Raw genomic sequence first — 20,953 nt, 5'->3', positions numbered from 1 at the left:
TCGCACAGGCGGCCCAGGCCCCTCAGTACGCTCCGCGACCGTCTACGACGGCGCGGAGCGTGCGGCCCATCACGTCGACATCGCTGGTGAAGGACCAGTTGTCGACGTACTGGAGGTCGAGCTGGATGGTTTCGTCCCAGGACAGGTCGGACCGTCCGCTGATCTGCCACAGTCCCGTCATCCCGGGCCGCACGGTGAGCCGGCGCAGCTCGACCTCGTCGTACTTCGCCACCTCCTCCGGAAGCGGCGGGCGCGGGCCGACCAGCGACATGTTGCCGATCAGTACGTTGATGAGCTGCGGGAGCTCGTCCAGCGAGGTGCGGCGCAGCAGCCGGCCCACCCGGGTCACCCGGGGGTCGCGGCGCATCTTGAACATGAGGCCGTCGTTCTCGTTCGACCCGGACAGCTCGGCCTTCATGTCGTCGGCGTCCACGACCATCGTGCGGAACTTCCACATGACGAACGGGACCCCGTCGCGGCCGATCCGCCGCTGCCGGTAGAAGGCCGGGCCGCGCGAGCCGAGGCGGATGGCCAGGACGATCCCCAGGAGGACCGGGGAGAGCAGCAGCAGTCCGGCCGCGGCTCCGACCCGGTCGAGGGCGGACTTGAGCAGGGTCTGCACCCCGCGGCTGACGGGCGGCGCCACCCGCAGCACGGCGAGCCCGCCCGCGGACAGGGTCTCCAGCCGCTTGACGGAGACCTCCACCAGTCCGGGGAAGACGGCGAGTTCCAGCCCGGCGTCGTGCAGGGCCCAGGCGATCCGGCGCAGCCGCTCCCCGGTGATCCGCACGCCGGGGGCCACCAGCACCAGGTCGGCGTGGTGGCTGGCGACGGCGCCGAGCACGGCCGCGGAGTCGCCGTTCGGGACCTCGGGGGTCCATCCGTCGAGCCGCGCCGCCACGGGCACCCCGCTGGCGAGCGGTCCGGCACCGACCGGGACCACGCCGACGACGACGTACGGGTGGTCGGTGCGGGCGGCGAGGTGCGCGATGACGTCCTCGGCCGCGTCGGGCTCGCCGACGACCAGGACCCGGCTGACGGCCTGGGCCTCGCGGCGGGCGGCCGAGAGGTGCCGGTAGGTCAGCTTGTGGACGGCGACGGTGATGAGCAGAGCGGGCAGCAGGGCCCCGAGAGCGGACAGCCGGGGGGTGGCTTCTTCGGTCACCACACGCGCCACGGCCAGAACGCCGATCAGAATCAGCCAGTCATGTACGACCGGCAGCACACCGCGGGACTCCCCGAGGGTCCGGGTCGCGTAGCGCCGGCGCAGCGCCTGCACCCCGGTCCACGCCACGGCGGCGGCCAGGGCGCAGTAGACGGGCCGGACCTGCTGCGCGGCGTCGAAGACGAGTCCCACCGGGATCGCGGCGCCGAGGAAGTCGGCGGCGATTGCGGCCGGGCGGTACCAACGGGCCTTGTCCCCGAGGCGCCGTGCGGGCGCAAGGGACTCCCTGGCCGCTCTGGCCACTCTTTGCGCAGGAATATGGACATGCCTCATGGGCCCCCCTGGCACGTGGTCTATGACAGTGGCGGGTGCCCATCGCTTCCCCTGGCAACGAACATCTGCCGCACCGGGAAACAGTACGACAAACACCCGTACGGTAAATGCCGTTTGGGTCAACGCAGCCTCTTGTTGCGCAAGTGTTAGCAACCGGTATCAGGCGTTCCGCATGCCGGACGGCCCAGGTGGCTTACGGAGGTAAATGGTCCGGATACCGGATACGCATCTTCGGACAACGGACCGTTTCCGGCCAACCTTTTGACGCGGCCCTGACATCTGTCGCTGCGAGTGGCAATCTTCGACCGTTCATCGCACCAGCCCTGTTCTGCCCGGAGGCCCACCCAGCCATCCGGAACCCCCCTTGCAGAAGGAGTCTGCGTTGAGGTCCACCCCCCAGAGGCGTGCCACCGCGGCCGGCGCGCTCGTTGCCGCGGCAGCCCTGCTCGCCGTAGGCATACAGACCGGCACCGCCACCGCCGACGCCACCGCGTCGCAGGCACCCACGGCCTCCCAGCCCAACCCGGGCGCGGCCAACCGCGCACTCAGTGCCTCGGAGCGTGCGACGCTCCTGGCCGAGGCCAACTCGACCACCGTGCAGGCCGCCAAGGCGCTCGGCCTCGGCAGCGGCGAGAAGCTCGTCGTCCGCGACGTGGTCCAGGACGCGGACGGCACCACGCACACCACCTACGAGCGCACCTACGACGGACTCCCGGTCCTCGGTGGCGACCTCACCGTCCACGCCAAGGACGGCGTCACCAAGGGCGTGACCAAGGCGACCAACCACGAGATCAAGGTCGCCGACACCAGCGCCACCGTCACCCCGGCGGCCGCCGAGAGCCAGGCCGTCTCCGCCGCGAGTGCCGAGGGCTCCAAGGAGGCCAAGGCCTCCAAGGGCGCCCGCAAGGTGATCTGGGCGGCCGAAGGCGCGCCGGTCCTCGCGTTCGAGACCGTCGTCGGCGGCCTCCAGCACGACGGCACGCCGAACGAGCTCCACGTGGTGACCAACGCCAAGACCGGCGCCAAGATCACCGAGTGGCAGGCCATCGAGACCGGCACCGGCAACACGATGTACAGCGGCCAGGTGACCCTCGGGACCACCCAGTCGGGCAGCACCTGGAACCTGACCGACGCCGCGCGCGGCAGCCACAAGACGTACAACCTCAACCGTGGCACCGGCTCCGGCACCGGCACGCTGTTCTCCGGCCCGGACGACATCTGGGGCAACAACCTGCCGTCCAACCTGGAGACCGCCGGCGCGGACGCGCACTACGGCGCCGCCGCCACGTGGGACTACTACAAGAACGTGCACGGCCGCAACGGCCTGCGCAACGACGGCGTGGCCCCGTACAGCCGGGTCCACTACGGCAACGCCTACGTCAACGCGTTCTGGAGCGACTCCTGCTTCTGCATGACGTACGGCGACGGTGAGGGCAACAACAAGCCGCTCACCTCCACCGACGTGGCCGCGCACGAGATGACCCACGGTCTGACCTCGGTCACCGGCAACATGACCTACAGCGGTGAGCCCGGCGGTCTGAACGAGGCGACCTCCGACATCATGGCTGCGGCCGTCGAGTTCTACGCCAACAACCCGCAGGACGTCGGCGACTACCTGGTCGGCGAGAAGATCGACATCAACGGCGACGGCACCCCGCTGCGCTACATGGACAAGCCGAGCAAGGACGGCGCGTCCAAGGACAGCTGGTACTCGGGCCTCGGCGGCATCGACGTCCACTACTCCTCGGGCCCGGCCAACCACTGGTACTACCTGGCCTCCGAGGGCTCGGGCGCCAAGGTCGTCAACGGCGTGAGCTACAACTCGCCGACCGCGGACGGCCTGCCCGTCACCGCGATCGGCCGTGACGCCGCCTCGAAGATCTGGTTCCGCGCGCTGACGGTGGGCTACTTCAAGTCGAACACCAACTACGCCGACGCCCGCGTCCAGACCCTGAAGGCCGCCGCCGACCTCTACGGCCAGGGCTCGGCCATCTACAACAACGTGGCCAACGCGTGGGCCGGCGTCGCCGTCGGATCCCGCATCTCCAACGGCGTCACGGTCAGCCCGATCGCCAACCAGAGCACCGTCACGGGCAGCGCCGTGAGCCTGCAGGTCCAGGCCACGAGCACGAACCCGGGTGCCCTGAGCTACGCGGCGACCGGCCTGCCGGCCGGCCTGTCGATCAACTCCTCCAACGGCCTGATCTCGGGCACGGCCTCCACCGCGGGCACGTCCAACGTGACCGTCACGGTGACCGACTCGCAGAACCAGACCGGTACCGCGGCGTTCACCTGGACGGTCGGCACCACGCAGCCGAGCGTCTTCGAGAACACCACGGACTACCAGATCGCGGACAACTCGACCGTCGAGTCCCCGATCAACGTGACGCGCTCGGGCAACGCCCCCAGCACGCTCAAGGTGGACGTGAACATCGTCCACACCTACGTCGGTGACCTCAAGGTCGACCTGGTCGCCCCTGACGGCTCCGTCTACAACCTGCGCAACCGCACCGGCGGCAGCGCGGACAACATCGTCCAGTCCTTCACCGTGAACGCCTCCTCCGAGGTCGCGAACGGCACCTGGAAGCTGCGTGTCGCGGACCTCGCGAGCCTCGACACCGGCTACATCAACAGCTGGAAGCTCACCTTCTGACCCCACCGGGGCAGCGTGAACGACAGCTGAGCAGATAGACCACGGGGCCGCCCGGGAGGAATCCTCCCCGGGCGGCCCTGTTCCAGGGGCCCGGCTCCGCCGGGCCCTGCGCTACCCGTGTCAGCCCAGGGCGCGGAAGAGGGCGGTGAGGAAGTCCTCCTCCTCTTCCTCGTCGTCCCGGTTCTGGTTCTGGTTCTGGTCGGTCTGGTCGTCGCGCGACTGGTCGTCCCGGCCCGGCCAGGTGCCGTTCCCGCCGGTGCCGCCGTTCGCGCCGTTCCCGCCGGTGCCGCCGGTGCCGCCGGTGCCGCCGGTCTGGTCCTCGTCGGCCTCGTCGTCCCGCGACTGGTCGTCCCGGCCCGGCCAGGTGCCGTTCCCGCCAGTGCCGCCGTTCCCGCCGGTGCCGCCGTTGCCGCCAGTGCCACCGGTGTCGCCCCGGCCCGAGTCCTCCTCGTCCACCGGCTTGAAGTAGACCGAGACGACCTCCACCCGCTTCGCCCTCTCCCCCGGCTTCAGCACCTTCTCCGCCTCGCCGTTGCAGCCGCGGTTGTCGAAGAGGACCGCCAGCGACTCCGTCTCGTTGCGCACCTCGATGGCGGGCTCGTCGCGGGAGGTGCGCGTCAGCAGGTAGCAGGTGTCGTTGTCGGCGGGCCGGATCTGGCCTCTTCTCTCGGAGCCGGCCGCATCCAGGTACTGGTAGTGCAGCGTGCCGAGGGCGCGTTCGCCGTGGTCGTCGGCCACCGACGGGCCGGCGGTGGGCAGGGCGAGCGCGAGAGCGCCGACGAACACGGCGGCGGTCGAGCGAAGACGCATGGGGGGAGTCCGTTCCTCGGGTTCCGCGGATACCGGTCCGGTGGCATCCTCGGGCAGCGTAGGAGCGGAGGAGGCCGCTGAATCGATTCGGCATGCCCAGTACGTTCGAAGGTTCACCCGTGAGGTCCCAGCCGTACGGCCCTCCGCACGGTCTCCCTGCGTACGGCCTCAGTTCCGTACGGCCTGTGCCCCCGCCGGGTCCTGAGCCCCGGTGGACCGCGTGCGGGGCCGCGGGAGCGGAGCTGCGGCGGCCGGCGTCCCGCCGCGGAGCAGGAGGAAGACCGCCAGCGCACCGGCCAGCCCCATCGCGGCCGAGACCAGGAACGTCTCGCGCAGACCGCTCGCGAAGGCGGCCTCCACCAGCCCCGTCAGCGCCTCGCGGGCCGCGCCCGCCGGGGCTTCGGCGAGCACCTGCCCGGCGCCGCCGGAGGCCAGCGGCTCCGCCAGCCCCCGGCCGCCCTCATCGAGCCCGGAGCGCAGCCCCGCGTGGAAGACCGCGCCGAGCACGGCGATGCCGAGGGCGGTGCCCAGCTGGCGCGCGGTGTTCAGGGCGCCGCCCGCCATGCCCGCCCGGGCCGGGGCCACGGCCCCCATCGCGGTGGCGGCCAGCGCCGGGGTCGCGGCGCCCACCCCCACGCCGGTCACCAGCAGCCCGGGCACCAGGGCGGTCCAGCCGTCCCCGGCGTCGAGCATCCAGGCCTGGAGCAGCGCGCCGAAGCCGATCAGCAGCAGTCCGCCGCCGATGGTCAGCCGGGGCGGGACCGCGTGCAGCAGCCGTCCGGCCACCGAGGCGACGACGAAGCCGGCCGCGCTGAGCGGCAGCAGCACCAGGCCCGCGCCGACCGGGCTCATCCCCTCGGCGGACTGCAGCCACAGGGAGACGTACATGAGGTACGAGAACGCGGCGCCCGACAGCAGCAGTCCGGCGGCCATGACGGCGACGAAGGTTCGGCTGCGGAAGAGCGAGAGGTCCAGCATCGGGCGGGTGCTGCGCAGTTCGACGAGGACGAAGGCGGCGAAGGCGGCCACGCCCAGGCCGAGCAGGCCGAGGGTGGTGGGCGAGCCCCAGCCGTTCTCGCCGACGCGGATCACGGCGTAGGTGACGGCCGCGGCGCCCGCGGTGAAGGTGGCCATGCCGGGCAGGTCGAGGCGCCCGGCGTGCGGGTTGCGGGACTCGGCCACCGCCTTGAGGGTGACGTACACGGCCAGCGCGCTGACGGGCAGGTTGATGAAGAAGATCCAGCGCCAGCCGAAGTTCTCGGTGAGCAGCCCTCCGATGATCGGCCCGGCCGCGGCGGCGGCGCCGTTGACCGCGCCCCAGACACCGAAGGCCACCCCGCGGTCGCGGCCCTGGTAGGACGCGCTGAGCAGGGCCATGGTGGTGGCGAACATGGCGGCTCCGCCGATGCCCTGGACGGCGCGGAAGGCGATCAGCTCGGCCGGGCCGGTGGCCAGCCCGCAGGCGAGCGAGGCGGCGGCGAAGAGCCCGAGCCCGACGAGGTAGACGCGGCGGCGGCCGATCCGGTCGGCGAGCGAGCCCGCTCCCAGCAGCAGGGCGGCCAGGGCGAGGGCGTAGACGTCCATCACCCACTGGAGGCCGGCGAATCCGCCGAAGGAAGTGTCGGAGGCCATGTCGGCGGACATGTCGGGCAGGGCGACGGTCACGATCGTGACGTCGACCAGGAGCATGAAAGCCCCGAGGCAGACGGCCGTCAGGGGCAGCCATTTGCGCATGGGAGTTCTCCTCGGGTTTGCGGAGGGGCGGGGTCGCGGGCGGGTCCGCGGTGACCCCAAGGTCCCACCGCCCACCACCCTTCCCCCATCCAGCGGCCCGCTCCTGCCGGATTTCCTTCATCAGGGCCCCTGTCATGATGGAAACCATGAACGAGACGCAGCTGGACGCACTCGACCAGTCCCTGGTGCACGCCCTCGTGATCGACGGCCGGGCCTCCTTCAGCCGGCTCGCCGAGGTGCTGGAGGTCTCCGACCAGACCGTCGTACGCCGCTACCGGCGGCTGCGGACCGCCGGTCTGGTCCGGGTGGTCGGGCTGCCGCAGGGCAGCCGCGTCGGCCTGTTCGAGTCCTGGCTGCGGGTGCAGTGCGCCCCCGACGCGGCGCTCCCGGTGGCCGAGGCGCTCGCCCGCCGCCCGGACATCGCGTGGGTGACCCTGAACTCGGGCGGCACGGAGGTCCACTGCATGACCCGGGCCCGTACCCGCAGGGACCGGGACACCCTGCTGCTGGAGAAGCTGCCGCGCACCCGCCGGGTGACCGGCATCAGCGCCCACACCATCCTGCGGAAGTTCTTCGGCGGGCCCGACTCGTGGGCGGGCGTGGACGTGCTGCGCCCGGATCAGATCGCGGCCCTGGAACGGCCCGCGGCCCCGCCCGGGCCGGACCGGTACGCCCTGGACGAGACGGAGTTCGCGCTGCTCGCGGTGCTGGGCCGGGACGGCCGCGCCGGGTATCCGGAACTGGCCCGCGCCACCGGGCTGTCGGAGTCGACCGCCCGCCGGAAGGTGGAACGGCTGCGCGATCTCGGGGCGCTCTTCTTCGACGTGGAGTTCGTCCCCTCGCTCTTCGGCTACGAGGCCGAGGCGACGATGGTGCTGACCGTCCCGCCGGCCCGGCTGGCGGAGGTGGGGGCCGCGCTGGCGAGCCACCGCGAGGTGCCGTTCGCGGCGGCCGTGACCGGGGCGGCCTCCCTGATGGCGGTGGTCGTGTGCCGGGACACCGACGCGCTCTACACGTACCTGACCGAGCGGATCGGCGCGGTGGACGGCGTGGGGCAGGTGGAGGTGATCCCGGCCCTGCGCAGCGTCAAGCGGGCCGGGATGCTCGTGGAGGGCGAGCGGCTGGTGGATCCGCCGCCCGCCCCCTGAACCGGTACCGGTACCGGTACCGCCACGGTGCCTACCGCAGGAGCAGCCCGCCCCCCGCATCCGTCTCCACCGGGGCCGCGACCAGGCCCAATTCCGCCGGGGTCGCCAGCAGCGGGTGCGCGGGCAGGATGCGCACCGTGTAGCCGAAGGGCCCCGTACGGTCGAGGGCGAGCGGGCCCTCGTACACCCAGCGGCCCTCCAGGTCGGGCCCCGCGGCCGGCTTGAGCGGGAAGCTGCGCCCGTCCCGGATGACGTCCTGCGGGTCCACCCGGCCGGCGAAGGCCTGTACCTCGACGTCCTCGGGGGTGAGCGTGTCCAGCGCCACCTGCACGCGCAGGGTGAGGGTGGCACCCAGTTCGGCGGTGCCGTTGACCGGAGCCGCCGCCAGCGTCTCCACGTGTTCGACGGAGAGCCGCGGCCAGGCCGCCCGGACCCGCCCCTTCCACCAGGCGAGGTCACGCGCCGCCCCGGCGTCCAGGGCCCGGTGGGCGAGCGCGGCCGGCGTGTACAGCCGCTCCACGTACTCCCGGACCATCCGCCCGGCGAGCACCTTCGGCCCCAGCGAGACGAGCGTGCGCCGGACCATCTCGATCCACCGCACCGGGAGCCCGCTGTGACCGGCCCGGTCGTAGAACCGGGGCGCGACCCGGTTCTCGATCAGCTCGTAGAGGGCGCTCGCCTCCAGGTGGTCGCGCCGGTCCTCGTCCGCCCCCAGCCCGTCGGCGGTCGGGATGGCCCAGCCGAAGTCCGGCTCGAACCACTCGTCCCACCAGCCGTCCAGCACGGACAGGTTGAGGCAGCCGTTCAGGGCCGCTTTCATCCCGCTCGTGCCGCAGGCCTCCAGGGGCCGCAGCGGATTGTTCAGCCAGACGTCACAGCCCGGGTAGAGCTTCTGCGCCATGGCCATGCCGTAGTCGGGCAGGAAGACGATTCGGTGCCGTACCCGCGGGTCGTCCGCGAAGCGGACCAGTTCCTGCACGAGCCGCTTCCCGCCGTCGTCGGCCGGGTGCGCCTTGCCCGCCACCACGATCTGCACCGGCCGCTCCGGGTCCAGCAGCAGCCTGCGCAGCCGGTCCGGGTCGCGCAGCATCAGCGTCAGCCGCTTGTACGAGGGCACGCGCCGGGCGAAGCCGATGGTCAGCACGTCGGGGTCGAGCACGGAGTCGACCCAGCCCAGTTCGGCCGCCGCGGCGCCGCGCTGGCGCCACGAGGCGCGCAGCCGGTCCCGTACCTCCTGCACCAGCTGCTCGCGCAGTACCCGGCGCAGGTCCCAGACGTCCTGGTCCGGGATCTCGGCGACGGCGTCCCAGCGCGGGGAGCCGCCGACCGACAGGGCGTCCTCGGTACGGCCCGGGCCGATCTGGCGGGCGCCGAGCCGGACCACCTCGGGGGCCACCCAGGTGGGGGCGTGCACCCCGTTGGTCACGGAGGTGATGGGCACGTCGGCCGGGTCGAAGCCGGGCCACAGCCCGGCGAACATCTCCCGGCTGACCGCGCCGTGCAGGGTGGACACCCCGTTGGCCCGCTGGGCCAGGCGCAGGCCCATGACGGCCATGTTGAACACGCCGGGGTCGCCGCCGGGATAGGTCTCGGCGCCCAGTTCCAGGATCCGCTCGACGGGTACGCCGGGCAGTTCCCCGCCCTCCCCGAAGTGCCGGGCGACCAGGGCCCGCTCGAAGCGGTCGATCCCGGCCGGGACGGGGGTGTGCGTGGTGAACACGGTGCCGGCGCGCACCGCCTCGACGGCGCCGTCGAAGCCGAGGCCCTGCTCCCGCTCCAGTTCCCTTATGCGTTCGAGCCCGAGGAAGCCGGCGTGCCCCTCGTTGGTGTGGAAGACCTCGGGATCGGGATGGCCGGTGATCCGGCAGTACGCGCGCACCGCGCGCACGCCGCCGATGCCGAGCAGCATCTCCTGGAGCAGCCGGTGGTCGCTGCCGCCGCCGTAGAGCCGGTCGGTCACCTCGCGGGCCGCGGCGTCGTTGTCCTCGACGTCGGAGTCCAGGAGCAGCAGCGGCACCCGGCCGACGCGGGCCTGCCAGATGTGGGCCTGCAGGGTGCGTCCGCCGGGCAGGGTCAGCGAGACACGGGCGGGGGTGCCGTCGTCCTGGCGGAGCAGGCCGAGCGGGAGTTCGTTGGGGTCGAGGACGGGATAGTGCTCCTGCTGCCAGCCGTCGCGGGAGAGCGACTGGCGGAAGTAGCCGTGGCGGTAGAGCAGGCCCACCCCGATGAGCGGGACGCCGAGGTCGCTGGCGGCCTTCAGGTGGTCCCCGGCGAGGATGCCGAGGCCGCCGGAGTACTGCGGCAGGGCGGCGGTGATGCCGAATTCGGGGGAGAAATAGGCGATGGCGGCAGGCAGTTCCGCGCCGTTCTCCTGGCTCTGGTACCACCTCCCGCCGTTCACGTAGTCGTCGAGGTCGGCCGCGGCGACGGCGAGCCGGCGCAGGAACCGGCGGTCCGCGGCCAGTTCGGCGAGCCGGGCCGCGGAGACCGCGCCGAGCAGCCGGACGGGATCGCCGCCGGCGGCCTGCCAGCCCTCGGGGTCGACGGATTGGAAGAGTTCACGGGTCTCGGAATGCCACGACCAGCGCAGATTGCGCGCGAGCTCGGTGAGCTGCAGCAGGGGTTCCGGGAGGACGGGGCGCACGGTGAATCGACGGATAGCCTTCACGTGTTCCACCTTCGCAGGGGATTACGGATCGGAGCGGCCGCACCACGCTGTGCACCCGCGCATCACCCCGGGAAGGCTAGCGGCGCCCGCGGGTTCCGGCCATGGCCCCTCCGGCGGGCCCCTCCGGCGGGGCTCACCGGCCGCTGCGAGCCCGGTCCTCCTCCAACAGGTCGTCCAGATACGGCCGCAGCACCTCCGGCAGGGCGGCGCGGTCCATCGTGCGCAGCAGGGCGAACGCCGGTTCCGCCAGGAAGCGGTCCAGTGCGAGCAGTGCGTGCAGGTGGGCCTCCAGCGCGTCGTGGTCCTGCTCCCGCACCGCGGCCCGGGCCAGCACGCCGCACAGGTACCGGCCCACCTCGGGCGCCCAGGAGTCCGGCCAGTCCGCGATGGCGTCGGCGGCGGAGCACCGGGTCCGGGGGGCGGGCGAGCGCAGCCGCGGTGCGCACTCCCGGGCCCGGGGGTCGGCTTCCAGGCGGTCCCACTCGGCCAGCCCCCGCGCGCCGGATCCGGACAGCAACACCCGGGCCGTGCAGCCGGGGTCCAGCCGGTCCACGGCCCTGCCGTAGAACTCGATCCGCTCCAGGACCACCCACGACCCGCCCGGGGTGCGCAGCCCGAGCCCGGAGTGCGGGGCTCCGCGCAGGCAGCGTACGGCGACCCGGGTCGCGTCGCCGACGGGTTCGGCAGGCCCGGAGATCTGCAGCCGGGCGGCACGGACGAGCAGCGCGGACAGGGCCGGGGAGTCGGCGCAGCGGCCTGCGAGGCGGACCAGCGCGGCGTCGCCGAGGGCCGGTTCCACGGCCGGCAGCGCGTCGATCTGCGCCGCCAGGGCGGCCGGGTCGTCCTCGCGGCCGACGGCGTCGGCGAGCGCGGCGGCCAGGTACCGCTCCTGGTCCGGGCCCCAGGCGACGTCCACCGCCCGGCGTGCGGCGGCCTCCCGCCGCCGGGGGTCGGCCGCACGCAGCTGTGCGCCGATCAATTCGTGCAGTGCCTCCGAGTCCATGTGGCATTGTCCCCCGTATGGATGACAGGTCGGGCGCGGCACGGGACAGCCTGGAGGGGCTGGTGCTCGGGGACGCGTTCGGGCAGAGCTGGTTCGTTCGGGACGCCGGGGCCGGCGAGCGGTGGCTGGCCGGGCGCGAGCTGCGTCCGGGGCCGTGGAAGTGGACGGACGACGGGGCGATGGGGCTCGTCCTGCACGCGCATCTGATCCGGTACGGGGAGGTGCGCCCGGCGGAACTGGCCGCGGCCTTCGCCGCCGAGTACGCGCGGGACGCGTACCGCCAGTACGGGGCCTCGATGCACGAGGTACTGGAGCGGATCGGGGCCGGGGAGGACTGGCGGGCCGTCACCGGCGAGCAGTTCGGCGGCCAGGGCTCGTGGGGCAACGGGGCGGCGATGCGGGTGGCTCCGCTGGGGGCGTTCTTCCACGGGGACATGGACGCGGTGGTGGAGCAGGCGCGGCGTTCGGCGCTGGCCACGCACGCGCACCCGGAGGCCGTGGCCGGTGCGGTGGCGGTGGCGGTGGCGGCCGCGCTGGCGGCCGCGGGCCGGGGCGGGCCTGCGCCGCGGCGCCCGGACTTCCTGCGGGAGGTGGCCGGCCGGGTGCTGCCGGGACAGGTGCGGGACCTACTGCTGACGGCGGCCGGGCTGCCGGCCGGTACGACCGTGCGGGAGGCCGCGGAGCGCCTGGGTTCGGGCTGGCGGATCTCGGCGCCGGACACCGTGCCGTTCGCCCTGTGGTGCGCCGCCGGGGAGCCGGACGACCTGGCCGAGGCGCTGTGGCGCACGGTGGAGGGCTGGGGTGACCGCGACACCACGTGCGCGATCGCCGGAGGTGTGGTGGCCGCCCGCGCGGGCCTTTCCGGTGTCCCGGCCGACTGGTGGTCCCGGGCGGAGCCGGCCCGGATCCCCGGCGGGACCGCGTAACGGCCCCCGGCGGACACCCCCTCAGGGCGTGTCCGGGTGCGGGCGGTCCGCCGCCCGGGGCTGCGCGCACCGTTCGGTGGGGCCGCTGCCGTACGCCTCGCGGAAGGCGCGGCTGAAGACGGCGCTGCCGAAGCCCCGGCGGTCGGCTACGGCGTGGACGGGCCGGTCGAGCAGTCCGGGCCGGACGAGACCGGCGTGGCATCGGCACGGGCGAGGCCGGCGTGGCGTCGGCACGGGCGACGCGCTCCCGGGCGGCCGGACCGTGACCGTCGTCCTCGACCGCATCGTTCAAGACCCCTGGATCACCGGTCACTCGCGCCTCTCGGCATGACGGGCCCTTGTCCCCCGGGGCAGCCCTCGCCGCCCCTCCGGGCGGGGCGCACGGGGCCCGTGGGACAGGTGGTTCCCACCCCGTCCGCGCCGGGGCTTCGTCAAGTCGGAGGCCTCTACGTCACCTAGTCCCGCCCGACTTGACGGAGCCCCGGCGGATGTCGACCCGGGCCTTGGTATCGGCCGTGCCACTACGTACGAGTAGTTAACCGAGCGCGCGGATTGGGCGGGGTGAGAGTGGGAAGGGCTCCCCGGGTACACGTCGTACACGCACGGCGCACCCGCCCACAAACCCTCTCCCCGCCACCCGAGTGAACGCGGACAGGAGCGGCCATGCCCGCAGCCCAGCCGTCCACTGAGCGGCTAGAAACAGAGCGAACAGAGCGTGCACTACCGGCCGCCGTCGCGGTCGGCCTGTTGTCACCGAGCCCTGCGAACTGCCCCCAGGTGATCCCATCATGATCGGTCGCATTCCCGTGCTGGACGTCCGCCCCGCCGTCGACTGCGGCGCCAGACCCGCAAAGGCGGTCGTGGACGAGGTCTTCGAGATCTCCGCCACCGTGTTCCGCGAAGGACACGACGCCGTCGCCGCCCACCTCGTCCTGCGTGATCCGGGCGGGCGGCTGCGGGCCCCCGTGCCGCTGAGTGAACTCGCCCCCGGCACCGACCGGTGGGGGGCCAAGGTCTCCGTCGAGGTCGAGGGGAGGTGGACGTACACCGTCGAGGCGTGGAGCGATCCGGTGGCCACCTGGCGGGCCCATGCCGCGATCAAGATCCCCGCCGGGATCGACACCGGGCTCATGCTGCTGGAGGGCGCGGAGCTCTACGAGCGGGCCGGGGCCCGGATCCCCAAGCGCGACGGGCGCGAGGCCGTCCTGGCCGCCGCCGGGACCATGCGCGACGAGGACCTGCCCGCTGCCGAACGCCACGAGGCCGCCCTCGCCCCGGCCGTGGACGCCGCGTTCGCCAGGCGCCCCTACCGGGAGCTGGTCACCGCCTCCAAGCCCCTGCCGCTGCTCGTGGAGCGCAAGCGGGCCCTCTTCGGCTCCTGGTACGAGATGTTCCCGCGCTCCGAGGGAGCGGTGCTGGAGCCCGACGAGGCCCCGGTCAGCGGGACCTTCCGGACCGCCGCCGAGCGGCTGCCCGCGATCGCGGCGATGGGCTTCGACGTGGTCTACCTGCCGCCCATCCACCCCATCGGGTCCACCTATCGCAAGGGTCCGAACAACACTCTTTCCGCCGGAAGTTGGGACCCGGGCGTGCCGTGGGCCATCGGCTCCACCGAGGGCGGGCACGATGCGGTGCACCCGGAACTCGGCACCATCGAGGACTTCGACGCCTTCGTCGGGCGCGCCCGCGATCTGGGCATGGAGATCGCGCTGGACTTCGCGCTGCAGTGCTCCCCCGACCACCCGTGGGTGGAGAAGAACCCGCAGTGGTTCCGCCACCGGGCCGACGGGACGATCGCGTACGCCGAGAACCCGCCGAAGAAGTACCAGGACATCTACCCGATCCACTTCGACACGGACATGGCCGGCATCGTCGAGGAGACCTGCCGGATCCTGCGGCACTGGATGGACCACGGCGTCCGCATCTTCCGGGTCGACAATCCGCACACCAAGCCGGTCGTCTTCTGGCAGAAGGTGATCGCGGACATCAACAAGTCCGACCCGGACGTGATCTTCCTGGCCGAGGCCTTCACCCGGCCCGCGATGATGCGGGCGCTGGCCGCCGTCGGTTTCCAGCAGTCGTACACGTACTTCACCTGGCGCAACACCAAGGCCGAGCTGACCGAGTACCTGACCGAGCTGGCGGACACCCCCTCCGCGTCGGTCATGCGGCCGAACTTCTTCGTCAACACGCCCGACATCCTGCACGAGTACCTGCAGCACGGCGGCCGTCCCGCCTTCGAGGTCCGGGCCGTCCTGGCCGCCACCCTCTCCCCCGCCTGGGGGGTCTACGCCGGCTACGAGCTCTGCGAGAACACCCCGGTGCGGGAGGGCAGCGAGGAGTACCTGAACTCCGAGAAGTACGAGTTCCGGCCGCGCGACTGGGCCGCCGCCGACCGCACGGGCGCCACCATCGCCCCGCTGATCACCGCGCTGAACCGGATGCGCCGCCGCAACCCCGCGCTCCAGCAGTTGCGCGACATCCACTTCCACTCGACCGACAACGAACAGGTGATCGCCTATTCGAAGCACGCCGGAGCCAATTCCGTACTGGTGGTCGTCAACCTCGATCCGCACCACACCCAGGAGGCGACAGTGTCGTTGGACATGCCGGTACTCGGCCTCGACTGGCACGGGTCCCTCGCGGTGCGCGACGAGCTCACCGGCGAGACCTATCACTGGGGCAGGGCGAACTACGTGCGCCTAGAGCCGGGCCGCACGCCCGCGCACGTACTGGCCGCTCTGCGACCGTCCCCGCCCACCGGAGGGTCACCCACCACATGATGATCAACGATCCCGTCCACGACACCTTCGAGGACACCCCCGCCAAGGACCGCGATCCCGACTGGTTCAAGCGGGCGGTCTTCTACGAGGTCCTCGTCCGCTCCTTCCACGACAGCAACGGCGACGGCGTCGGGGACCTCAAGGGGCTCACCGGCAAACTGGACTACCTCCAGTGGCTCGGTGTCGACTGCCTCTGGCTGCCGCCGTTCTTCGCCTCACCCCTGCGCGACGGGGGTTACGACGTCGCCGACTACACCTCCGTGCTCCCCGAGTTCGGCGACCTCGCCGACTTCGTGGAGTTCGTGGACGCCGCGCACACCCGCGGCATGCGGGTGATCATCGACTTCGTCATGAACCACACCAGCGATCAGCACGAGTGGTTCCAGCAGTCACGCAAGGACCCGGACGGTCCGTACGGCGACTACTACATGTGGGCCGACAACGACAAGCAGTACCAGGACGCCCGCATCATCTTCGTCGACACCGAGACCTCCAACTGGACGTACGACCCCGTACGCAAGCAGTACTACTGGCACAGATTCTTCTCCCACCAGCCGGACCTCAACTACGAGAACCCGGCCGTGGTGGAGGAGATCGTCTCCGCCCTGCGCTTCTGGCTCGACCTCGGCATCGACGGCTTCCGCCTCGACGCCGTGCCCTACCTGTACGCCGAAGAGGGCACCAACTGCGAGAACCTGCCCCGCACCCACCAGCTCCTGAAGCGGGTCCGGGCCGAGATCGACGCGCACTACCCGGACACCGTGCTGCTCGCCGAGGCCAACCAGTGGCCCGAGGACGTCGTCGACTACTTCGGCGACTACGAGAAGGGCGGGGACGAGTGCCACATGGCCTTCCACTTCCCCGTCATGCCGCGCATCTTCATGGCCGTCCGAAGAGAGTCCCGCTACCCGGTCTCCGAAATCCTGGCCAAGACCCCGGCGATCCCGGACCGCTGCCAGTGGGGCATCTTCCTGCGCAACCACGACGAGCTCACCCTCGAAATGGTCACGGACGAAGAGCGTGACTACATGTACGCCGAGTACGCCAAGGACCCGCGGATGCGGGCCAACATCGGCATCCGGCGCCGGCTCGCCCCGCTCCTGGACAACGACCGCAACCAGATGGAGCTGTTCACGGCCCTGCTGCTGTCGCTGCCGGGCTCGCCGGTGCTCTACTACGGCGACGAGATCGGCATGGGCGACAACATCTGGCTGGGCGACCGCGACGGCGTCCGCACGCCGATGCAGTGGACCCCGGACCGCAACGCCGGTTTCTCCTCGTGCGATCCGGGCAGGCTGAACCTGCCGGTCATCATGGACCCGGTCCACGGGTACCAGGTCACCAATGTCGAGGCGGCCATGGCGTCGCCCTCCTCGCTGCTGCACTGGACCCGGCGCCTGATCGAGATCCGCAAGGCGAACCCGGCCTTCGGACTCGGCTCGTACACCGAACTGCCGTCGTCGAACCCGGCGGTGCTCGCGTTCCTGCGCGAGCACGGGGACGACCTGGTGCTGTGCGTGCACAACTTCTCGCGCTTCGCGCAGCCCACCGAGCTCGATCTGCGGTCGTTCAAGGGACGGGTCCCGGTGGAGCTCACCGGTGATGTGCGCTTCCCGCCGATCGGCGAGTGGCCGTACCTGCTGACCCTGGCGGGCCACGGCTTCTACTGGTTCCGGCTGCGGACCGAACGGCGCGCCGAACTGCGCGCCGAATAGCCGGGAGCCGGTCCGGGGGCGAGTGAGCCGAAGGAGCGCGCCTGCGAGCCAGGCTCACGGCGCTCCGGAGGCGAACCGAGCCTTCACACCAGGGGGCGGGCAGCTCGAATGGGTCAATCGCCCGCCCCTGTACGGACCATCCTGACCCGACACTCGCACATGCCGGATAAGCAACTGCCGCGCATCCGGGACACTCTGCGCATTCTGTGACGGCCCGGGGAAAGGACGCGACGCCATGTCGGAGGCTGCATCCGCCCGGAGCCGGCTGACGGCCGACCGGGCCGCCGGGATCGCTCCACTGGAGCCGATGCTCAGGGCCTGGCTGCCCGCACAGCGCTGGTTCGCGGGCAAGGGCCGCGCCATCAGCAGGCTCAGGACCGTCTCGGCGGCCGAACTGCTGCCGCCGGGATCCACCCCCGGACTGCTGCACCTGCTCCTCGACGTCGACGGGGACTGCTACCAACTGCTGCTGGGCATCCGCCCGTCCCTGCCGCCCGCCCTCGCGCCCACCCTCATCGGCCATGCCGAGGACGGTCCGTACGCGGGCCGGGCGGTCTACGAGGCGCTGGGCGATCCCCGGCTCGCGGCCATGCTGCTGGAACGGCTGCGCTCCCCCGGGGTCCTCGGCCCGCTGCGCTTCGACCGGGACCCGGCCACGCCGATCCCGGCGGGGCTCACCCCCCGGCCGCTGTCCGGTGAGCAGACCAACTCCTCGCTCATCTACGGAGATTCGTTCATCCTGAAGGTGTTCCGCCGGGTCGGCCCCGGGGTCAACCCGGACCTGGAGCTGCCCAGGGCGCTGGCCGCCGCCGGCTGCGCCCGGGTCCCGGCCCCCGTCGCCTGGTACGAGGCCGAGCCGCCCGGCAGCGAACCGCTGACCCTGGGCGTGCTCCAGCCGTACCTGCGCGGCTCCGACGACGGCTGGCAGCTCGCGCTGCGCCGCCTCGGCGCCGGGGCCGACTTCACCGCCGAGGCACACGCGCTGGGCCGGGCCACCGCCGAGGTGCACAGTGCGCTGGCCGCGGCGCTCCCCACGGTCGCGCTCGGCCCGGAGCAGACCGCCCGGCTCGCGGCGGGGATGACGGCCCGGCTGGCCGCCACCGCCCGGGAGGTCCCGGCGCTGCGGCCCTACGAGGCGGGGCTGCGGGGCGCCTTCGACGCGCTGGCGGCCTCCCGGGGTGCGGGGGTGCCCGCCCAGCGGATCCACGGGGACCTCCATCTGGGTCAGACCCTGCGCACCCTCGACGGCAGCTGGTCGTTGATCGACTTCGAGGGCGAGCCGGCCCGGCCGCTGGCCGACCGGCGCCGCCCCGAACCGGCGGTGCGCGACATCGCCGGGATACTGCGCTCCTTCGACTACGCCGCCCGCTCGCACCGGCCGTTCGCCCCCGCCTGGGCGGACGACTGCCGGGCCGCCTTCTGCGAGGGCTACGCCCGCACCACCGGCCGGGACCCCCGCGAGGACCCCGTGCTGCTGCGCGCGTACGAGACCGACAAGGCGGTGTACGAGGCCCGTTACGAATCCCGGCACCGCCCCGACTGGCTGCACGTCCCGATGGCCGCGATCCGGCGGCTCTCGGAGCCCGTACGTCCCGCCCACCGCGTGCCGCCGACCCCGTCCGCCCCCGGCTCCATCTCCCCCCACCCCCACCCCCGCCCGAAGCCCCCGAGGAGGCCGCTCGCGTGAGCGCCGCACGACAGCCGTCACCGACCGTCCGCGACGAAGCCGCACCCGCCCCCGCTCCCGCGGCGGCGCCGGCGCCGGCGAAGAAGGCCCGGGCGCCCCGGGCCCGCCGCGCCGCCCCTCCACGCGGCGTCCGGCCGGCGCCCGCACTCGGCACGGACGAACGGGCCCGGCTGCTGGAGGGCCGCCACCACGATCCGCACGCGGTACTGGGGGCCCGTGCCCAGCGGGACGGGGTGGCCTTCCGGGTGCTGCGCCCCTATGCCAAGGCGGTCACCGTCGTCGCCAAGGGGCTGCGGGCCGAGCTCCTCGACGAGGGCGACGGGCTGTTCTCGGGGCTGCTGCCGCTGACCGGCGTGCCGGAGTACCGGCTGCTGGTCACGTACGACAGTGACGAGATCGAGATCCACGACCCCTACCGGTTCCTGCCCGCCCTCGGCGAGCTGGACCTGCACCTGATCGGCGAGGGCCGCCACGAGCAGCTGTGGAAGGCGCTCGGCGCCGAGCCGATGGAGCACCAGGGCGTGGCCGGGACCCGCTTCACGGTGTGGGCGCCGAACGCCCAGGGGGTCCGGGTCACCGGGGACTTCTCGTACTGGGACTCCGCCGCCTACCCGATGCGCTCGCTCGGGTCCACCGGCGTGTGGGAGCTGTTCCTGCCCGGGGTGGGCACCGGAACGCTCTACAAGTACGACATCACCCGCCCCGACGGCAGCCACACCCTGCGTGCCGACCCGATGGCCCGCTCCGCGGAGGTCCCCCCGGCGAACGCCTCGGTGGTGACCTCCTCCGGATACGAGTGGCAGGACTCGGCGTGGATGGCCGGGCGCGGTGCCCGTCCCCCGCACCAGGCCCCCTTCTCGGTGTACGAGCTGCACCTGGCGTCCTGGCGGCCCGGGCTCTCGTACCGGCAGCTCGCCGAGCAGCTCCCCGCGTACGTCAAGGAGCTGGGCTTCACGCACGTGGAGATGATGCCGGTCGCCGAGCATCCGTTCGGCGGCTCGTGGGGCTACCAGGTCACCGGCTTCTACGCGCCGACCTCGCGGATGGGCACACCCGACGACTTCCGCTTCCTCGTGGACGCGCTGCACCGGGCCGGGATCGGGGTGATCGTCGACTGGGTGCCCGCGCACTTCCCGCGCGACGACTGGGCCCTCGCGGAGTTCGACGGGCGGCCGCTGTACGAGCACCACGACCCGCGGCGGGCCGCGCACCCGGACTGGGGGACGCTGGAGTTCGACTACGGCCGCAAGGAGGTCCGCAATTTCCTCGTCGCCAACGCCGTGTACTGGTGCGAGGAGTTCCACGTGGACGGCCTGCGCGTGGACGCGGTGGCCTCGATGCTCTACCTCGACTACTCGCGCGGCGAGGGCGAGTGGGCGCCCAACGAGCACGGCGGGCGGGAGAACCTGGACGCGGTCGGCTTCCTCCAGGAGATGAACGCGACCGTGTACCGGCGCTGTCCGGGGGTGGTGACCATCGCGGAGGAGTCCACGGCGTGGACGGGCGTGACCCGGCCGACGGACGGCGGCGGGCTCGGCTTCGGCCTGAAGTGGAACATGGGCTGGATGCACGACACCCTGCGCTACATGTCGAAGGAGCCGGTGCACCGCAAGTACCACCACCACGACATGACCTTCGGGATGATCTACGCCTTCAGCGAGAACTACGTGCTGCCGATCTCGCACGACGAGGTGGTGCACGGCAAGGGTTCGCTGGTGTCGAGGATGCCCGGGGACGACTGGTGGCAGCGGCGGGCCTCGCACCGGGCGTACCTGGGCTTCATGTGGGCCCACCCGGGCAAGCAACTGCTCTTCATGGGGCAGGAGTTCGCGCAGGGGTCGGAGTGGTCGGAGGTGTACGGGCCGGACTGGTGGCTGCTGGACTCCTCCTACGCGGCGGCCGGTGACCACCGCGGCGTACGGGACCTGGTGCGCGACCTGAACCGCACGTACACGGCGGCGCCCGCCCTGTGGGAGCGGGACACCGTGCCGGAGGGCTTCGCCTGGGTGGAGGCGGACGCCGCGGAGGACAACGTCTTCGCGTTCCTGCGGTACGCGCAGGACGGCTCGCAGCTCCTGGCGGTGTCGAACTTCTCGCCCGTGGTCCGGCACGGCTACCGGATCGGGGTGCCCGAGGAGGTGCCGCTGTGGCGGGAGGTGCTCAACACCGACCTGGAGGTCTACGGCGGCAGCGGCATCCACTCCACGCAGCCGCTGCGGCCGGAGCCGGTCCCTGCGCAGGGCCGCCCGGCGAGCCTGCGCATGACCCTCCCGCCGCTGGCGACGGTCTGGTTCCGGCCACAGGGCTGAGCCCGCGGGGGCTCGGCGC

General features: G+C 72.6%; 12 protein-coding genes. 7 read left to right on the top strand and 5 right to left on the bottom strand.

Annotated elements, in window-relative coordinates; all coding sequences use genetic code 11:
• Positions 1–22: 22 nt before the first annotated feature.
• Positions 23–1,498 (bottom strand): sugar transferase, encoded by a 1,476-nt coding sequence (locus tag ACFY0D_RS09025; protein WP_390797667.1) that lies wholly within the window; start codon positions 1,496–1,498, stop codon positions 23–25.
• A gap of 382 nt (positions 1,499–1,880) precedes the next feature.
• On the opposite strand from ACFY0D_RS09025, the gene ACFY0D_RS09020 reads away from it, so the two are divergent.
• Positions 1,881–4,151 carry a M4 family metallopeptidase gene (locus tag ACFY0D_RS09020; RefSeq protein WP_390797666.1) on the top strand — a complete coding sequence of 757 codons (2,271 nt, stop codon included), beginning with the start codon at positions 1,881–1,883 and terminating at the stop codon, positions 4,149–4,151.
• Between the two features lie 120 nt (positions 4,152–4,271).
• Here the strand turns inward: ACFY0D_RS09020 and ACFY0D_RS09015 are convergent, their stop codons facing one another.
• The gene (locus ACFY0D_RS09015; protein ID WP_390797665.1) at positions 4,272–4,961 is read right to left on the bottom strand and encodes a hypothetical protein; all 690 of its coding nucleotides are present in this window, start codon (positions 4,959–4,961) and stop codon (positions 4,272–4,274) included.
• A gap of 168 nt (positions 4,962–5,129) precedes the next feature.
• On the bottom strand, positions 5,130–6,695 hold the full coding sequence (locus tag ACFY0D_RS09010; RefSeq protein ID WP_390797664.1) for a DHA2 family efflux MFS transporter permease subunit: 1,566 nt from the start codon (positions 6,693–6,695) through the stop codon (positions 5,130–5,132).
• A gap of 146 nt (positions 6,696–6,841) precedes the next feature.
• On the opposite strand from ACFY0D_RS09010, the gene ACFY0D_RS09005 reads away from it, so the two are divergent.
• Positions 6,842–7,843 (top strand): Lrp/AsnC family transcriptional regulator, encoded by a 1,002-nt coding sequence (locus ACFY0D_RS09005; protein ID WP_229876342.1) that lies wholly within the window; start codon positions 6,842–6,844, stop codon positions 7,841–7,843.
• Between the two features lie 31 nt (positions 7,844–7,874).
• On the opposite strand, the gene glgP is transcribed toward ACFY0D_RS09005, so the two are convergent.
• A complete protein-coding gene (gene glgP, locus ACFY0D_RS09000; protein WP_351151133.1) occupies positions 7,875–10,511 on the bottom strand; it encodes an alpha-glucan family phosphorylase in 2,637 nt (878 codons plus the stop codon).
• Positions 10,512–10,644: 133 nt separating this feature from the next.
• Positions 10,645–11,514, bottom strand: coding sequence for a hypothetical protein (locus tag ACFY0D_RS08995; protein WP_390797663.1), 870 nt, complete (start codon positions 11,512–11,514; stop codon positions 10,645–10,647).
• A 17-nt stretch (positions 11,515–11,531) separates the two neighbouring features.
• On the opposite strand from ACFY0D_RS08995, the gene ACFY0D_RS08990 reads away from it, so the two are divergent.
• The 5 genes from ACFY0D_RS08990 (at position 11,532) to glgB (ending at position 20,934) form a co-directional block, all read left to right on the top strand.
• Positions 11,532–12,440, top strand: coding sequence for an ADP-ribosylglycohydrolase family protein (locus tag ACFY0D_RS08990; RefSeq protein ID WP_390797662.1), 909 nt, complete (start codon positions 11,532–11,534; stop codon positions 12,438–12,440).
• A gap of 788 nt (positions 12,441–13,228) precedes the next feature.
• On the top strand, positions 13,229–15,223 hold the full coding sequence (locus ACFY0D_RS08985; protein WP_390797661.1) for a maltotransferase domain-containing protein: 1,995 nt from the start codon (positions 13,229–13,231) through the stop codon (positions 15,221–15,223).
• Entirely contained in the window at positions 15,220–16,938 is a 1,719-nt protein-coding gene (treS, locus tag ACFY0D_RS08980; protein WP_390797660.1) for a maltose alpha-D-glucosyltransferase, read from the top strand. The genes ACFY0D_RS08985 and treS overlap by 4 nt, the downstream gene beginning before the upstream one ends.
• Positions 16,939–17,173: 235 nt before the next feature.
• A complete protein-coding gene (locus ACFY0D_RS08975) occupies positions 17,174–18,625 on the top strand; it encodes a phosphotransferase (RefSeq protein WP_390797659.1) in 1,452 nt (483 codons plus the stop codon).
• Complete coding sequence (gene glgB / locus ACFY0D_RS08970; RefSeq protein ID WP_390797658.1) at positions 18,622–20,934, top strand: 1,4-alpha-glucan branching enzyme; 2,313 nt, start codon at positions 18,622–18,624, stop codon at positions 20,932–20,934. The genes ACFY0D_RS08975 and glgB overlap by 4 nt, the downstream gene beginning before the upstream one ends.
• Positions 20,935–20,953 lie beyond the last annotated feature (19 nt).

The organism is Streptomyces sp. NPDC001502, assembly GCF_042894785.1.
Taxonomy (GTDB): Bacteria; Actinomycetota; Actinomycetes; order Streptomycetales; family Streptomycetaceae; genus Streptomyces; species Streptomyces kutzneri.
This window is presented reverse-complemented; position numbering and strand designations above follow the sequence as displayed.

What these genes read in the sequence shown, in the direction of transcription:
- ACFY0D_RS09025 (WP_390797667.1), bottom strand. Translation starts at nt 1,498, where the DNA reads ATGAGGCATGTCCATATTCCTGCGCAAAGAGTGGCCAGAGCGGCCAGG.
- ACFY0D_RS09015 (WP_390797665.1), bottom strand. Translation starts at nt 4,961, where the DNA reads ATGCGTCTTCGCTCGACCGCCGCCGTGTTCGTCGGCGCTCTCGCGCTC.
- ACFY0D_RS09010 (WP_390797664.1), bottom strand. Translation starts at nt 6,695, where the DNA reads ATGCGCAAATGGCTGCCCCTGACGGCCGTCTGCCTCGGGGCTTTCATG.
- ACFY0D_RS09005 (WP_229876342.1), top strand. Translation starts at nt 6,842, where the DNA reads ATGAACGAGACGCAGCTGGACGCACTCGACCAGTCCCTGGTGCACGCC.
- ACFY0D_RS08995 (WP_390797663.1), bottom strand. Translation starts at nt 11,514, where the DNA reads ATGGACTCGGAGGCACTGCACGAATTGATCGGCGCACAGCTGCGTGCG.
- ACFY0D_RS08990 (WP_390797662.1), top strand. Translation starts at nt 11,532, where the DNA reads ATGGATGACAGGTCGGGCGCGGCACGGGACAGCCTGGAGGGGCTGGTG.
- ACFY0D_RS08985 (WP_390797661.1), top strand. Translation starts at nt 13,229, where the DNA reads ATGATCGGTCGCATTCCCGTGCTGGACGTCCGCCCCGCCGTCGACTGC.
- treS (WP_390797660.1), top strand. Translation starts at nt 15,220, where the DNA reads ATGATGATCAACGATCCCGTCCACGACACCTTCGAGGACACCCCCGCC.
- ACFY0D_RS08975 (WP_390797659.1), top strand. Translation starts at nt 17,174, where the DNA reads ATGTCGGAGGCTGCATCCGCCCGGAGCCGGCTGACGGCCGACCGGGCC.